The sequence below is a fragment of the Phytohabitans sp. LZ39 genome, from assembly GCF_059359075.1.
In genome coordinates this window covers 375,186-392,065 of record NZ_JCADBM010000003.1, presented here as the reverse complement: position 1 = coordinate 392,065, position 16,880 = coordinate 375,186, and the positions used below count along the sequence as shown (strand labels likewise).

Below are 16,880 nucleotides of genomic sequence, written 5' to 3'. Positions count from 1 at the left end.
CGGTTTCCTCCCTGGTGGTCAGGGCGACCTCTTGACGTCCAACCGATGACCTCCTAGGGTCAGGCGAAACATTTTGGAAAACGTTACCCATCGTCTTTGAGGCACTCGCTTCGTGGTCGTTGCGACTGGAACCCTCGGTGCGCCGGCCCGGATGAAACGTTCCAAGGAAGTAGACCGTACGGATGACAACTATCCCGAACAGGCGCAAACCGGGCCGCCAAGTGCGCTCCGGTACGACGCCGCCGTGGTGGTTCGCGGCGCCGGCGATGCTGCTGTTCGCCTTCGTGGTGTTGATCCCGAGCGCGCGGGGCGTGTACTACGCCTTCACCGACTGGGACGGGCTGAGCCCGGACTTCTCCTGGGTCGGGCTCGGCAACTTCAGCGACATGCTCGACGACCCGGACGCCCGGCAGGCGATCTGGCACACCCTGGTCATCGCGGTGGCCATCACGATCATCCAGAACGGGTTCGGGCTCCTGCTCGCGCTCGGCGTCAACACGATGATCAAGTCGCGAAACGTGCTGCGGGTGCTGCTGTTCGCGCCGGCGGTGGTCACCCCGATCGTGACCGCGTACCTGTGGCGCAACCTGCTCGGCCCGGACGGCGCGGTCAACAGCCTGCTCGGCGCGGTCGGCCTGGACTCCTGGCAGCAGGACTGGCTCGGTGACCCGCAGCTCGCGCTCTGGTCGATCGTCGGCGTGATCGTGTGGCAGTTCGGCGGCTACTCGATGGTGATCTTCCTGGCCGGCCTCCAGTCGGTGCCCAAGGAGATCTACGAGGCGGCCGCGATCGACGGCACCGGCCCGGTGCGGCGGTTCTGGTCGGTGATCCGGCCACTGCTCGCGCCGGCGTTCACGATCAACCTGATGTTGTCGATCATCGGCGGGATCAAGCTCTTCGACCAGGTGTACGCGCTGACCGGCGGCGGGCCCGGGCACGCCACCGACACGATCTCCACGCTGATCTACAAGGACGCGTTCACGCTCGGAGAGTTCGGCTACAGCATCGCCCTCGCCGTGGTGCTGACGATCATCGTCGCGGTCGCTTCGACAAGCCAGTACTTCGTGCTGGCCCGCAACGAGAGGGCGGCCTCGTGAACCGCTACCGCGCTCGCACGTTCGGCCTGGAAATGGTGATGGTCGCGGTCGGCCTGGTCGTCGCCTTCCCGGTGTACGTGCTCGTCAACCTCGCGATCCGGCCGACCTCGGACACCTCCTCGCCGATCCGCCCGACCACCAACCCGACCCTGGAGAACTTCCGCCAGGCGTGGCAGGAGGGCGGGCTCGGCGGCGCGCTGTTCAACAGCGTGGTGGTGACCGCGGTGAGCGTGCTGATCGTGCTGGCCGTGTCGTCGCTGGCCGCCTACCCGCTCGCCCGGGCGACCGCGAAATGGTCGCGTGGCATGTTCCTGCTGATCATGCTCGGGCTGATCCTGCCGTTCCAGCTGGCCGCGTTGCCGCTCTACCAGACGATGCGCGACCTCGGGCTGCTGGGCAGCGTGTGGGCGCTGATCCTGTTCTACTCCGGGCTCCAGGTGCCGTTCACCACCTTCCTCTACATCGGATTCATGCGGGCGCTGCCCCGCGACTTCGAGGACGCCGCGGCCATCGACGGGTGCCGGCCGCTGGAGGTCTTCCGGTACGTGGTCTTCCCGATGCTCAAGCCGATCACGGTCACCGCCCTGGTGCTCAACGCGATCTCGGTGTGGAACGACTTCTTCACCCCGCTGCTGTACCTGTCCGGCAGCGACCAGCAGACCATGCCGGTCGCCCTGGCCGGGTTCGTCGGCCAGTTCGTCTCCGACTGGAACCTCATCTTCGCCGCGCTGGTGATCAGCATCGTGCCGATCCTGGCCGTCTACTTCGCGCTACAGCGCAGCATCATCAACGGCTTCGCCGGAGGGCTGAAGGGATGACACCGTACGGGTTGCGGACCGAAGGGCGGCACGAGCCGCTCGGTCTGGGGGAGCGGCACCCCAGGCTGTCCTGGAAGCTGGAGTCGGCGCGGCGCGGTGCGGCGCAGACGGCGTACCGGATCACGGCCGCCGAGCACCCGGACGGCCGCCTTGTCTGGGACAGCGGCCGGGTGACCTCCGCCGACACGACCGGCGTCCCGTGGGACGGTCCGGTGCTCCGGTCGGCGACCCGGTACCACTGGCGGGTCGAGGTGTGGGACGAGACCGGTGCGCCGGCCGGCCAGGCACAGACGTGGTTCGAGACCGGCCTGCTGCACGCCGACGAGTGGGCCGGCGTCTGGGTGGGCCGCGACCCGCTGTCGGTGCCGCACGCCGAGCCGCCGGGCGAGGACGTGACGACCGAGTCGTCGCTCGTCGCGCCGCCGCTGTGCCTGCGCCGCGAGTTCCACCTGGCGCGGCGGCCGGTGCGGGCCCGGCTCTACGCGACGGCCCGGGGTGTCTACGAGCCGCGGCTCAACGGCGTGCGGGTCGGCGACCTGGAGCTCGCCCCCGGGTGGACCGAGTACCACCACCGGCTTCAGTACCAGACGTACGACGTCACCGACCAGGTGCGCGAAGGTGACAACGTGCTCGCGGCCACGGTGGCGGACGGCTGGTGGTGCGGGTTCGTCGGCTTCGACGCCCACCGCCCGGCCCGCCACTACGGCGAGCAGCCGGCGTTCCTGGCCCAGCTCGTGGTCGACTTCGCCGACGGCTCCCACCAGGTCGTCGCCACCGACCGCCACTGGACCGAGCAGCCGGGCGCGACCCGCGCCGCAGACCTGCTGATGGGAGAGCACGTCGACGCCCGCCGGCACGTGCCCGGCTGGGACGACGCCGGGTCGGTCGACGGGTTCGTCCCGGTGGCGGTGCTCGACACCGAGCCCGGGCCGCTGGTGGCCGAGCCGGACGAACCGATCCGGGTCACCCGCGACCTTCCCGCGGTCTCCGTGGAGCGGCGCGGCCCGGCTCGATTCGTCGTCGACTTCGGACAGAACCTGGTCGGGCGGGTGTCCTTGGCCGTCCGGGGCGCCGCGCGGGGCGAGCCGATCGTGCTGCGGCACGCCGAGATCCTGGACGGCGGCGAGCTGTACGTGGCCAACCTGCGCCGCGCCGCGGCCACCGACGTCTACGTCGCGGCGGGGGAGGCGGTCGAGGTGTTCGAGCCGCGGTTCACCTTCCACGGCTTCCGCTACGTCGAGATCGACGGCTATCCCGGCGAGCTGTCCACATCGGACGTGACCGCGCGGGTGCTGCACAACGACACCCCGTTCACCGGCCGCTTCGAGTGCTCCGACCCGACCGTCAACAAGCTGCACGCCAACATCACCTGGGGACAGCGGGGCAACTTCGTCGCGGTGCCGACCGACTGCCCGCAACGGGACGAGCGGCTGGGCTGGCTCGCCGACGCGCAGATCTTCGCACCGACCGCCAGCCGCAACGCCGACGTTTCCACGTTCTTCGCCCGCTGGATGCGCGACGTCCTCGACGGGCAGGACGGGGACGGCGCGTTCCGGGACGTCGCCCCGGTCATCTCGGTCAACCGGGAGGCCGCGCCGGCCTGGGGCGACGCCGGCGTGATCATCCCCTGGCACCTGTGGCGCACGTACGGCGACCGCCGGGTCCTGGAGGACAGCTTCGACGCGATGCTCGCCTGGATCCTGCACATCCACCGGCACAACCCGGACCTGCGGTGGCGGCACCGCACCGGCAACTCGTACGGCGACTGGCTCCAGCTCGACGCCAGCACACCGCGGGACGTGCTCGCCACCGCGTACTTCGCCCGCAGCACCCAGCTCGTCGCGCAGGCGGCGGAGGTGCTCGGCCGGTACGACGAGGCCAACGACCTATGGACCCTGCACAGCGGCGTCCGGGCCGCGTTCGTCGACTCCTATGTGGACGAGGACGGCCGGGTCGAGGGCGACACGCAGACCGGCTACCTGCTGGCGTTGGCGTTCGACCTGCTGCCGGAGCGGCTGGTGCCGGCGGCGGTCGGCCACCTCGCCGCGGACATAGAAAAGCGGGACTACCGGCTCACCACCGGGTTCGTCGGCGTGGCCCTGCTGTGCCCGGTGCTGGCCGACCACGGCCGTGCCGACCTCGCCTACGCGCTGCTGCACCAGGACGAGTACCCGTCGTGGGGTTACTCGATCCGGCACGGCGCCACCACCATCTGGGAGCGGTGGGACGGCTGGACCGACCACGCCGGCTTCCAGTCCCCGGCGATGAACTCGTTCAACCACTACAGCCTCGGCAGCGTCGGCGACTGGCTCTACGGCCGCGTCGCCGGCATCGACCAGACACCGCGGTCGGTCGGCTATCGCGAACTGCTGCTGCGTCCATTGCCCGGCGGGCGCCTGTCCTGGGCGCGGGCGGAGCAGGAGACGGTGCGGGGGCGGGTCGCCTGCGGCTGGTCCATCGAGGACGGCCGGATCACCGTGACGGCCACGGTGCCGCCTGGATGCACCGCACTACTGGAGATCCCCACCTGCGACCCGGACAGCGTTCGGGAGGACGGCGGGCCGGGAGCTCATGGGGCCGAGCCGTCCGCCACAGGGGTCGCCCTGCGGCTGGCGTCCGGCCGCTACACCTTCAGCGCACTGTCTTGAGTCGATTTTGGAGATGCCATGGAGATAAAAGGATTCTTGAGCCTGGCGGTCGCCGCGACGTTGCTGGCCGCGTGTAGCGGCGGGACCAACTCCGGCTCCGGCGGCGGCGACAACAAGACCCTGACCCTCGCCTCGGTCGACCAGGGCTCCATCGAGGACGTCGTCAAGGCGTTCGAGGCGGCCAACCCGGGCGTCAAGGTCAACTTCACCACCAGTGGCGCCGACCAGTACCAGCAGCAGATCCGCACCCAGCTCTCCTCCGGTACGGCACCTGACGTGATGACGGTGTGGCCGGGCAACGGCAACCCCGGCGCCACCTACGTGCTGGCCAAGCCCGGCTACCTGCTCGACCTGTCCGACCAGGCGTGGGCGTCCAAGCTGCCCGAAGCGGTCAAGAGCGTCGCGCAGTACGAGGGCAAGACGTACAACGCGCTGTTCGGCCTCAACGGCATCGGTGCCATCTACAACCAGGAGGCCATGACCAAGGCGGGGTTGCAGCCGCCGGGCACCTGGACCGAGCTGCTGGCGTTCTGCAAGGCGGCGGCGGGCAAGGGCACTCCGGCGTTCGCGCTCGGCATCCAGGACAACTGGGTAACCCAGCTCGTGCTGTACGCGCTCGTCGCCACGACCGTCTACAGCGGCGACCGTGACTTCGACAAGAAGATGCAGGCCGGCCAGGCCACGTTCGCCAACTCCCCGTGGACCACGGCGATGGCCAAGTACCAGGAGATGAACAGCAACGGCTGCTTCCAGAAGAACCCGCTGGGCACCAGCTACGAGGCCAGCCAGGAGCTCGCCGCGACCGGCAAGACGCTCGGCATCATCCAGGGCAACTGGGTGGTCGCGCTGCTGAAGGGCAAGAACGCGGCCAGCAGCTACATCCTCAAGCCGCTGCCGGCCACCGACGACCCGGCCTCGTTCTTCATGCCGGCCGCGGCGGGCGCCGGCTACGGGGTGAACGCGAAGGCGAAGAACAAGGATCTGGCGCTGAAGTTCGTCAACTTCGTCATGTCGCCCGAGGGCATGAAGGTGTTCAACGGCAAGCAGGGCAGCCTTCCGTCGCTGCCCGACTCCGGCTCCACCGTGGACCCGGCGTTCACCGACCTCACCACGTTCATCCAGGGCAACCGCACGGTGCCGTTCATGGACCAGCTGTGGCCCAACGCGAAGGTGCAGCAGACCATGCTGTCCGGCCTCCAGGAGGTCTTCAGCAACCAGTCCACGCCGGCGAAGGTCCTCGGCGCCATGGACGCCGACTACAAGGCCGGCGAGTAACCCCAAACCACCCCGCCGGTGACCGCACCACCGGCGGGGCACCCGAAGGAGGGCACAGGTGTCAGAAACCAGGCAACGCCGGCGTGTGCTGGCGGGAGTAGGGGCGTGCGTGACCCTGCTCGCGTCGCAGGCGCTGACCTCCGCGCCCGCTTCCGGCCACGGCAGCGGGCAACCCAACGTCCAGGTCGTCAACCTCCAGGTCGACGGCCGCTTCGACGAGCCGTTGGGCATCGACAACACCACACCGACGTTCGGCTGGCAGATCACCGAGACGCGCCGGGCCACGTCACACGCGTGCTACCGCCGGCACTCCCACGCGGCGTGCCCGGGTGACCGGCAGACCGCCTACCAGATCCAGGCCGCGCGCAGCGAGTCGGACCTCAGGCGCGGCCGGCTGATCTGGGACTCGGGCAAGGTCAGCTCGGACCGGCAGACCGGCGTCGCGTACGCCGGCAAGCCCCTCGCCTCCCGGCAGCAGGCGCTGTGGCAGGTGCGCGTGTGGGACGCCGACCGCCGGGTCTCCGACTGGAGCGCGCCGTCCGGCTGGGAGATGGGCCTGCTCGACCAGTCCGACTGGGGATCGGCCCGGTGGATCGAGTATCCGGGCCGTGTCGAGAACCAGGCCATGCCGATCTTCGCCCGCCAGTTCACTGTGAACCGTCACCGCAAGGTGGCCGAGGCTCGCCTGTACCTGTCCGGCGTGGGCTTGCACAAGCCGACGTTGAACGGGCGGACCCTGACCGACGAGGTTCTCGCCCCCGGCAACTCCAACTACCAGCTCTCCAGCGAGTACCGCACCTACGACGTCACCGAGCGGCTGCGCGGCGGCGGCAACACCCTCGGCGTGGCGCTCGGCAACGGCCCCGCCTACGTACGGCGCAGCGTCACCAACCCCGCCGTCGGCCGCACCGCGCCCTACTCGTGGTGGCAGAGCCAGCTCAAGGGCAGCGGCACGCTCACCGCCGACGTCGAGGCCGGCGCCACCACCGTCACCCTCAGCGGCGTCACCGGCTACCACGTCGGCGGCACCGTCAACGTCGACACCGGCAACGGCGGCGACAGCCTCGAGTCGCGGGTCATCACCGCGATCGGCACCACGGACATCACCTTCACCCCCGGACTGGCCAAGCCGCACACCGCCGGAGCGCTGGTGACCGGCTCCGGCAACAACATCGCCGCCAGCGACCCCAGCGCCGGTGCCGCCGTCACCCCGCGCCTGATCGCCCGGCTGGAAATCTCCTACAGCAACGGCGGCAGCGAGGTCATCGTCTCCGACCGCCGCTGGCGCACCGCCCTCGGCCCGCTGGTGACCGACGCCTGGTACTCCGGCGCCGACCACGACGCCCGCCGCGAACAGCCCGGCTGGGACCGGCCCGGCTCGAACCTGACCGCCACCGCGACACGTCGCGACGGCACACCGACCGGCTGGATCGACGCCGGCATCGCACCGCCGCCCAACCTGGCCACGAAGCTCGTCGCCCGCGCCGCCGAGCCCGTCGAGGTCGTGGAGACCTTCACACCGGTGTCGGTGACCAACCTGGTCCCGGGCACGTGGGTCTTCGACTTCGGGCAGAACATCGTCGGCTGGCCCGAGCTGCGCCTCAAGCCCGGGATACCGGCCGGCACCACCATCCGCATGTCACCGGCGGAGTCCCTGGCCGCGGACGGCACCGTCGACCAGGCGTCGCTGCGCGGTGGCGGCGGCAGCCGCGGCGTCGACCTGTTCAACACGTACACCACCGCCGGCCTGCCCGGCGGCGAGACCTGGCACCCCGACTTCAACTACTTCGGCATGCAGTGGGTGCAGGTCACCGGCCTGCCGGAGGGGTACGTGCCCACCGCGGACACGATCAAGGGTCTGCGGCTACAGGCCACCACGCCGGTCGCCGGCGAGGTGACCACCTCCAACGCCCGGGTCAACCGTGTCAACAAGATGGTCCGCTACTCGTTCGCCGCCAACGTCATGTCCGTCTTCACCGACTGCCCCGGCCGGGAGAAGCTGTCCTACCCGGCGGACTACACCATGCCGATGGGCGCCATCCACCGCAACCACCAGCTGGCCGCCTACATGCGGACCAGCATGCACCACCTCGTCGAGGGACAGTCCAAAGCGGACACCCCGATGTTCGGCAACGTGGCGCTGAAGACGCCGGTCTACGACTGGGGCTACACCGGCCGCTTCGGCGACGAGATCAACTGGGGCAACGCCATCATCCTCGTACCCGCGATGCTGTACGAGCTGTACGGCGACACCCAGACGATGGCCCGCTACTACGACCAGATGGTCGACTTCGCCGACTACATCCAGCGGCAGAAGGTGCTCACCGGCCCCGACGCGCACATCGTCGACGCGGCACTGGCCGACTGGGTCTCCGCCGAACAGACCTCCGGCCGGATCACCGGTACGTGGGGTTACTACGTCATGATCGCCAAGCTCGCCATGATGGCGCGGCTGACCGGTCACGCAGCGGACGCCGATCGCTACGACGCCCTGGCGGCCGACATCAAGGAGGCGTTCAACGCCCACTTCTACAACACGGAGTTGCGGCGCTACACCGCCGCGGGCAACGCCGGCGCCACCCAGGCGGCGCAGGCGCTCGCCCTCGACGCCGGCCTCGTGCCCGACAGCGAGCGCGGCGCCGTACTCGACGCGCTCGTCGAGCTCGTCTACGCCTTCCACCCCAACGGTGACGGCCCGCACTTCAGCGGCGGCACCATCGGCATGGCACCGACCGTCCGGGCCCTGGCCGCGGCCGGCCGCGACGACGTGCTGTGGGACCTGCTCCAGGAGGACGAGCAACCCAGCTACGGCTACTTCATGCAGTCCACCGTCGCCAACCCCGGCGGCATGACCACCATCGGGGAGCGCTGGACCCGCGGCGACTCCAAGAACCACATGATCCTCGCCCAGATCGAGGAGTGGTTCCACAGTGGAATTGCGGGCATCCGCTCCGACTCGCTCGCGTATCGGAAGCTGGTCTTCCAGCCGAAGATCGTCGGTGACCTCACCTTCGCCAAGGGCAGCTACCGCACCCCGGCAGGCGAGGCACGCGCCGAGTGGCGCAAGGGCGACGACTGGCTGCGGCTCTCGGTCACCGTGCCCACCAACACCAGCGCCGAGGTCTGGGTACCCCTCCAGGGCGGCCGGGTCACCGGCAAGCCGGACCGGGCCGACTTCGTCCGCGTCGACGGCGGCTACGCGGTCTACCGCGTCGCCTCCGGTTCGTACACCTTCACCGTCACACGATGAGTCAGACCGACTTTCCGGCCGCCTTCCTCTGGGGGGCGGCCACGTCGGCCCATCAAGTCGAAGGCGGCAACGTCAACAGCGACTGGTGGGACTTCGAACACGACCCGCGCACCGCCGCCCGCGAGTCCTCCGGCGACGCGATCGACCACTATCACCGGTACGCCGAGGACTTCGCCCTCCTGGCCTCGCTCGGCCACAACGCCCACCGGCTCTCCGTGGAGTGGGCGCGGATCCAGCCCGCGCCCGGCGAGTTCAGCCGCGCCGCGATCGACCACTACCGGCGGGTGCTGACCGCGCTCGCCGACACCGGCATGACCGCCTTCGTCACGCTGCACCACTTCACGCTGCCGCGCTGGTTCGCCGCCGCCGGCGGCTGGCTCGCACCGGACGCGGTCGACGTGTTCGCCGACTACTGCCACCGGGTGGCGGCCGAGCTCGGCGACCTGATGCCCTATGTCTGCACCGTCAACGAACCGCAGATGGTCGCCCTGCACGGCTACCTCGAGGGCTACCATCCGCCCGGCATCACCAACCCCACCCTCTGGAAACGCGCCGGCCGGGTCCTGTTGAACGCGCACCACGCCGCCGTCCGCGCCGTCCACCACGCCGCACCACGCTCGCGCGCCGGCCTCGCGGTCAACCTGCCGCTGCTCGCCCCCATCCGCGACGACGACGCCTGCCACGCCTTCCACCGCCTCATGCGGCACGAGATCGTCGACCTCTACCTCGACGGCCTCACCGGACCCGACCGCGGCGACTGGCTCGGCGTCCAGTACTACCGCAAGCAGTGGGTCGACCCCGCGTCACCCACGTTCTTCGCCGAACCACCGCCCGGCCACCGCCTCACCCAGATGGGATGGGCGACCTACCCCGACGGGCTGCGGAAGGTGTTGCACCGGGCCGCCGAGACCGGCTTGCCGCTCTACGTCACCGAGAACGGCATCGCCACCGCGGACGACACCGAGCGGGTCGACTATCTGCACACCCATGTCGCCGCGCTGGCCCAGGCCCGGGCCGAGGGTGTCGACGTGCGCGGCTACCTGCACTGGTCCGCGTTCGACAACTTCGAGTGGAGCGAAGGCTACCGGCCCACGTTCGGCCTCATCGCCGTTGGCGAAGACTTCACCCGTGTCCCGAAACCCAGCGCGCACGCCTTCGCCGCGATCGCCAAGACCGGCCGAATCCCTTTGCTATGACCTTGTCGGGGTACGGCTACGGCCAGGTGTGCGCGTGGCGTTCGAAGGTCTCGGGGTCGCTGTGTCGCGGTATTACACACAGCAGATGTCCGCCAGGAGCCCGCAGGATCCGGCACTCCAGCCACCGGTCGACCTCGACGGCGCCCAGCGCGACGAGCCGCGCGGCCTCGGCCTCGACGTCGTCGCTTTCGATGTCTACGTGGTAGCGGGCCTTGTCGTCGACGGCCTGTACCGCCAGGCTGAGGCCGGGCAGGGCGCCGGGTAGGGAGGTGAACTGCTCCTCGTCCGGCACCGGCCGCGCGGGCACGCCCAGCGCCCGCGACCAGAAGTCAGCGGCCGCGGCGGCCTCGCCGGTCGGCGCGTCGATCAGGATGGTCGAAAGTCGGCTGCGATGCATCCCGGCAACCTACCGGGTGGGTTCGCCGAGGAGAAAGACGCCGCTGTCGAGAGCGACGAGCTGCCCACGGGATCCTTGTGCGGTGAGGATGTCGGCGGCCAGGAGCGCCGGCTGACCCGCCGGTTGGATCACCTGGAGATCGCCGAACGGGTTGACGGCGGGGCCGGTCGTGCCGCCGAGAGCGTCTGCCCGGGTGGCCGTCCATTCGGTGGCGGAGCCCGCGGCCGGCGACAGGTCGTACCTGTGGACGAGGCCGTCCGTGCCCAGCGCCACCACGACGGGTGTGCCGGCACCCGTCGCGACGGCGGCCAGCGGAGCGTGCGCGTCGACGGTGCTTGGCTGGTTGTCGCCCTGCAGCGGCTGGAGTGGGCTCCACTGCCCGCGGAGCTTTGTGGCCGCCCAGAGCCGGCGGTCGGGTCCGGTCACGAGTACGAGGGAGCGGCCGACGCCGGCGGTCACCGCGGCGAGGCTGTTCGCCGGTCCCGTCCCCGGCGGGAGCGCTACCGTCGCGGTGACGGTGGCCGCGAGGACCGGGGCCGCCTGCCGGTCGCAGACGGTGAGTGCGTTGCCCGGTCCGATGTAGACCCACGTGACGGTGGTGCCGTCGGTGGTGACGGCGAGCCGGCTCAGCGGATGCGCGCTGGGCAGCCGCGGCGTCTCGACAAGCCACCGGCGAGTGTCGTGGTGGGCGTAGACGATCCGGTTGTCGCGGTCGATGTAGACGAGGTTGGCGGTGTTTCCGGCTGTGGCGATGGCCATCCCGTCGAGCCGCCGGGGCTCGGGAACGGTGCCGGGCAGCGGCGCGGGTGCGACGACACCCGCGGCGGCGATCTGTCCGGTGAGGACGGTGCGCGGTGGCCCGCCGCCGCCGCGTATGCCGACCATCGCGAAGTGGACCGTGCCGGCGATGCCGCTCGCGGCGACGACCGTCCGTTCGGGGTCGACGGGCGTGGCGGCGTCGACCGGGACGTCGATGGGTCGGGCGGTCCTCGCCGGCCAGTGGATCCGCACCGCTCCGGTCCGCTGCCGCGGTGTCCTGCCCGGCTGGGGTTCGACCGGCGTCAGCGTGACGAGCAGCGGGCGGTTGTTGACGACGGCTGCCGCCAGGCGTGGTTCGCCGGCGGGAAACGACGGGTCCCGTACGAGGGACGAGGAGAAGTCCCATTCGCGTTGCGCGCCACCTGGGGCGCCGGCGGGAGCCGGGCTCGCGGGCGCGGGGATCTCCGCATTCGGCTCGCTGCGCCGGCGCGGAGTGTTGTTGCGGTAGTAGTAGTTTTGCCGGGCCACCGGCCAGGCGAGCCCTCCGGGCGCGATGGCGACCGCCGCGACGGAGGGATGCTGGACGCTTATCGCGCTGGCCGTCTGGGTGAACGGTGCCACATGAGACACCTGGAGCTGGCGGTCGATCGGCCAGCTGAAGACGAAGGGGCGCTCCGCGAGGACCTCCGCGACGGGCTGGTCCCGGGAGTACAGGCCGGCCCGAAATACGGGTAGCGGGCCCGGGCCGGGTGCGCTCATGGCATCGAGCCAGGTGGTGAAGTAGCGGATCGCGGGGGCGGAAAGTGCCGCGCCCCGGGGGTTGTTCTGGTCTTCGGAGTCGATGTATATGACCGCACCGGCCGGCATGCCGGCGGCGACCGCCGCCTGCTTGGCTTCCAGCGCGTCGGCGCGGGCGTTCGCCTCGGTCGCGGCGTCGTTGGCACCGACGCGCGCGTGTCCATCGTGGACGTGGCCCTTGCTGGCGGGCATCCAGATCGGCAGGATCCCGTAGCCGATTCGCTGTACGTCACGGGCGTTGCTGATCCAGCCCCGATCGCGGTCTCCGAACAGGTAGGCGGCCGTCCATCGGATGTTGGAATGATCGTAGAGCCACTCCATCCACGCCACGGAGAAGGTCCGGCGCCGGCCCGTGCCGACGATCGGCAGGGAGATCCGGTCGACGCCGACGAACGCGGCCGGCACCGTGTCGCGGCGCGGGCCGGCGGGTCGGCGGGCGCGAGGTGGCACCGATCCTCCTGCGTGGACAGACGCCGGTCAGGCGGTGCCGGTCAGTGGCGTGTCGACCTGGATGTCGACGCCGCTCGTGGGTGTGTACTCGTGCCAGGTGGCGATCAGGTTGCCTTCGGCGTCCGTGCTGACATCGGCGTCTTCGCCGTCGCCGCCCGGCTGGTTTCGCGCGCCGAGGCTGTAGATGACGAAGGGCGCGGTCTTGCCCGGCGACTCGTAGCGGTACTTGTTACCCCACGGGTCGGTCAACGGCAGCGGACCGGTCGCCGGGGCCGGCAGGACCTGAAAGCCTTGGGCGGTGGTCGGATAGTACCTGTACTCCACCGGCGCGCCGACCCAACCCGGCACGTCCTGGGCTTTGCGCTGCGCGGCGTACCTCTCGACCTCACCCGTGAGGCGCTGGATGTCGTCCCACGCCTTCTGCTGCTGCACGCTCACCAGTGGCCTGGTGCGAGCCTTCACGTCGGGGTTGGCCGCCGGGATGCCCGCGTAGTTGGTCCGGGCGAAGTTTTGCATCTCGGTGGCGATCGACAGGTAGGGAGTGGTCAACGGCTCCGCGCCGGGCTGCGGGATGACGTCAGCGCCACCACCGGCGCCGCCCTCCAGGATGCCCAGCTCCATGAAGCGCGCGAACTCGGCTTCGTATCCGGTGCGGATCGGCAGCACCACCCGGGCCGCGCCCGCGCGCATGAACTCGCGGCGGGTGGAGTCGGGGTGCCAGGCGAACTGTTTCATCTGGCTGGAATCGGCCGGCGTGGTCGCCGCGGGGTCCGTGTCGGTGCGGGAGCCCCAGAAGTACGGGTACAGGAAGTAGAGGATGTTTTCCCACTCGACGGCGTGGTGCAGAAACTTGACGAACTCGCCGAACTCACGGACGCCTTGCCAGGCGGCACGTTCGAGCAGCAGCTGGGTGTCGTCGCGGCTGGCGTCGTTCATCGCCTGTACGACCCAGTCGGGGCTGACGTCGAAGGTCGGCCCGAACAGCCACTGAAGGGTCCGTTTCATGATCTCCTCACGCTCGGCGCGGCGCAGGCTCAACGTGTCGTCGCGGTCGACGGACGCTTCGAGCTCGGCTATCCGGCCGGCGATGTCCTGCTGTAGCGCGTAGTGCTGCGACTGTGCGGCGTTGAAGAGGGAGTTCCAGGTGGCCTTCTGCCAGGACGCCAGCCCGGCCGTCGCCGGTTTGATCTTCACGACGAGCTCGGCGGCGACGGTTTCGGCGTCGTGCAGCAGCAACACCACGTTGACCCGCCCGGTGGCCGTCTCGAGGTAGGGACCGCCGGCCGGCGTACGCAGCACCGTCGGCGGATAGGTCTGGTCGCCCTGTGGCTCCGGCTTTTCGTAGGTGGTGCCGAGGATCCGTAGCCCGAAGTGCACACCGGGCGGGCTCGTCACCCGGGCGGTGAACTCGACCTCGGCGATCTGGTAGCCGTCGGGCACGTCGATCGGCATCGACACGTTGTGGTGCCCGATGCCGAGGCCGGGGGCGTTGCTGATCGTGAGGTGCAGCGGCGCCCGCTCGCCGGGCGGGTCGTCCACCTGTGCGCCGAACCGGTCGGCGAGCCTGCGGTAGTTGGCCGGCGTGACGTCGCCGTAGGGCACGTCGAAGACGAAGGGCCCGAGCTTGGACCTCAGCTCCAGGATCTGGGCGTAGACGCGGCGCAGGCTCGCACCCGGGTCGGGCACCACGAGGTCGTACGTCATCCGGATGCCGTACCGGATAAGGTCGACCCGCCACTTGCGCATCATCCGGTAGTAGTCGATCCGGATCGGCCGGCCGGTCTCGTTGCGGATCTCCTTGGCGGCGGTGTCTTCGGTGCCGGTGTGGGTCTCGATGCGCATGGAAACCTTGTGTTCCTTGCGCACCCGGGCCGAGGCCTTGCGCGTCTGCTCCAGCGACTGCTTGACGCTCGCGGTACGCGCGCCACGTTCGGAGTCGGCGGCCTTCACGTCCAGCGACGTGGTGAGCGTGACCGGACCGTAGCCGCCGGTGGCGCTGACACCGAAGTTGGTGGCGGTCTCCCGCTTGGTCTCCGACTCGTTGCTCATCGCGGCGTCGCTCTTTTCGGCCACGCCCTGCTCGCTGTAGGTCTCCAGCTCGTCGGTGACGATGTCTTCGAGCTCGGAGCTGTGCGTCGCCCATTCCTTGTGGCTGACGAACACCTTCTCGCCGGGCGCCATCGGCACGGTGGCTACGAGCTCACCGCGTTCGACGCCGACCGGCGTCATCTCGACGCGCTCCAGATGCAACCAGGCGACCGGCTCGACCCGGCGACGTTCGACGAAGCGACTGATCATCATTTCGAGGCCGGACGACGCCGACTGTCGCTCGCGCAGCGCGTCGATCCGCCGTGCCGCGTCGATCAGGTCGTCGGCACCCACCGTCGCGAGCAGCTGCGCGGCCTGCGGTGCGCGCGCCGGTGCGGTGGCCGCCGCCGCGAGGGCCTGGGCGGCCTGCCGCAGGTCGGGCCGACCGTCGCCGGCCTCGTCGGCCAGCGCTCGCGCCTCCGCCGGAGTGGCCGCCACATCGCGGGCGAAGGCCAGCTTTTCGAACGCGGTCGGTTCGCTCCGGAGCCCGGCCGCCGCTGTCCCGGTGGCCAGACCCACTCGGTCGTAGGTCGCCTTCAGGAAGGTGCGCGTCGAGTTGGGCAGCTCCGGCATCGGGGAACCTCCGGGTGGTGAGGTGGTCGCGGTCGAGGCCGGCGACGCCGGTGTGACCGATGGGGAGACGGACGGCGCCGTCGCGGTGCCGTCGAAGGTGCCGACGAGCGGGGCGCCGGTGGAGGTCGTGCCCGTCACGGTGGCGCTGACGTGGCCGTCCGTGCCGAGCGAGCCGGTGGCGGTCGCGGTGACGGTCGACCCGTCGGCGGTGGTGCCGCTGACTGTGCCGGTGACTGGGACGCCGTCGGCCGAAAGCCCACCGGTGATGTGGACGGTGCCGGTGACGGGCGCGCCGGAGGGGCTCAGCGTGCCGGTTACCGGGAAGCCGTCGTGGCTCGTGCCGCCGACGCCGGTCACCAGGGCGGTGACCACCCCGGCGACCGGCGGTGACATCAGCGCGGGGGTGGTCACCGCGAACCCGTCGAGCGCCGGACCGGTGATGTCGGCGCCGAAGAACCTGCCGTTGCTCAGGTAGCCCGCGACGAACACGCCGCCGGCGCCGGTCGCGGCGTCGTGGACGGTGCCGGTCACCGGCGTGCCGGGCGGATCCGCCAGCGTGCCGCGCAGGACATGCCCGGCGAAGGCCCTGGTGGCGATCGCACCGTGCATGCGGTTGGCCGCGTCGTCGTCGGCCGCCGCCGAGACCTCCTGGAAGCCCGTCGGGTCCTGGTGTGCCAGGCGCCGGTAGACCACGGCACGCTTGGCCATGGACAATGCCGACCGGAACCGGTCACCGGCCAGGTCGTACGCGTGCGCCAGCAGGTAGAGCGAGCCACCGAGCCCCGGGCTGTGCCAGTGCTGGTTGGGCGCCAGCACGTCGACGGTGGGATAGTCGCGGATGCCGGCGAGCTCCTGGAAGATCGCCACAGCCCGTTCACCGGCCTGCTGCGGGATCGGATGGTCCTCCGGCCGCCGGAAGGCACACACGTCGGTCAGCGCGGTCGCCAGCGCGGCCCGCTGATCGGAGTCGACCGCGGCGAGGCGATCGTAGATTTTCACCCGGTCGAGCAGAGTGCGCACCGCGGGCCCACGATGGGCGGACATCCACTGTGCGTGCGCGAGCATCAGCAGAGCCCCGGCGAGCTTGGCCCACATCTCGTTGGGCGGCTGCCGGCCGAGCGCGTCGTAGTCGCTGATGCCGGCCAGGCGCTGAAAGATCGAGACCGCCCGCTCACCGGCCCGCTCCGGCAGCGGGATGTCCTCCACCCGCCGATACGCGCACAGATCCACCAACGCGGCCGCCAGATGTGCGGAATGGCTGGCGGCGTCGACCTTCTCCAGCCGCTCGAAGACCCGCACACGGTCCTGGAGCGTGCGCACCGCCGCCGCATGCTGGCCGTCGGCCCACTGGGCATCGGCCAACGCCTTCAAGGAATTGGTCAGCCCAGGGTGCCAATGGTCATTTGGCACCGCGGTGCTCACGTCGGCCAGATCCGACACACCCGCCAGGCCTAGCTGCGCCCGCACGGACGCACGCGCGCCACCGACACTCATCGGATGCTCCCCCGCGGCGAGGCCGAAACCGGCACGG

General features: G+C 70.5%; 9 protein-coding genes. 6 read left to right on the top strand and 3 right to left on the bottom strand.

What is annotated here, in order from left to right; genetic code table 11:
• Window positions 1-182: 182 nt before the first annotated feature.
• The 6 genes from AC5L36_RS08205 to AC5L36_RS08180 all read left to right on the top strand — a co-directional run bounded on the left by AC5L36_RS08205 (window position 183) and on the right by AC5L36_RS08180 (window position 10,284).
• A complete protein-coding gene (locus tag AC5L36_RS08205) occupies window positions 183-1,097 on the top strand; it encodes a carbohydrate ABC transporter permease (RefSeq protein WP_441216988.1) in 915 nt (304 codons plus the stop codon).
• Window positions 1,094-1,915 (top strand): carbohydrate ABC transporter permease, encoded by an 822-nt coding sequence (locus AC5L36_RS08200; protein WP_441216987.1) that lies wholly within the window; start codon window positions 1,094-1,096, stop codon window positions 1,913-1,915. The genes AC5L36_RS08205 and AC5L36_RS08200 overlap by 4 nt, the downstream gene beginning before the upstream one ends.
• Window positions 1,912-4,563 (top strand): alpha-L-rhamnosidase, encoded by a 2,652-nt coding sequence (locus AC5L36_RS08195; RefSeq protein ID WP_441216986.1) that lies wholly within the window; start codon window positions 1,912-1,914, stop codon window positions 4,561-4,563. Before AC5L36_RS08200 ends, AC5L36_RS08195 begins: the two co-directional genes overlap by 4 nt.
• 18 nt (window positions 4,564-4,581) lie before the next feature.
• Window positions 4,582-5,838 (top strand): ABC transporter substrate-binding protein, encoded by a 1,257-nt coding sequence (locus tag AC5L36_RS08190; RefSeq protein WP_441216985.1) that lies wholly within the window; start codon window positions 4,582-4,584, stop codon window positions 5,836-5,838.
• A gap of 109 nt (window positions 5,839-5,947) precedes the next feature.
• Window positions 5,948-9,088: a family 78 glycoside hydrolase catalytic domain gene (locus AC5L36_RS08185; protein ID WP_441216984.1), complete on the top strand. Its 3,141-nt coding sequence runs from the start codon at window positions 5,948-5,950 to the stop codon at window positions 9,086-9,088.
• Window positions 9,085-10,284, top strand: a complete 1,200-nt coding sequence (locus AC5L36_RS08180; RefSeq protein ID WP_441216983.1) for a glycoside hydrolase family 1 protein — start codon at window positions 9,085-9,087, stop codon at window positions 10,282-10,284. Before AC5L36_RS08185 ends, AC5L36_RS08180 begins: the two co-directional genes overlap by 4 nt.
• A gap of 16 nt (window positions 10,285-10,300) precedes the next feature.
• On the opposite strand, the gene AC5L36_RS08175 is transcribed toward AC5L36_RS08180, so the two are convergent.
• Genes AC5L36_RS08175 through AC5L36_RS08165 form a run of 3 tightly spaced genes read right to left on the bottom strand, consistent with a single transcriptional unit; the run spans window position 10,301 to window position 16,843 of the window.
• Window positions 10,301-10,681 (bottom strand): VOC family protein, encoded by a 381-nt coding sequence (locus AC5L36_RS08175; RefSeq protein WP_441216982.1) that lies wholly within the window; start codon window positions 10,679-10,681, stop codon window positions 10,301-10,303.
• A 9-nt stretch (window positions 10,682-10,690) separates the two neighbouring features.
• Window positions 10,691-12,688 carry a glycoside hydrolase domain-containing protein gene (locus AC5L36_RS08170; protein ID WP_441216981.1) on the bottom strand — a complete coding sequence of 666 codons (1,998 nt, stop codon included), beginning with the start codon at window positions 12,686-12,688 and terminating at the stop codon, window positions 10,691-10,693.
• A 27-nt stretch (window positions 12,689-12,715) separates the two neighbouring features.
• Window positions 12,716-16,843: a type II secretion system protein GspG gene (locus AC5L36_RS08165; RefSeq protein WP_441216980.1), complete on the bottom strand. Its 4,128-nt coding sequence runs from the start codon at window positions 16,841-16,843 to the stop codon at window positions 12,716-12,718.
• Window positions 16,844-16,880: the final 37 nt, after the last annotated feature.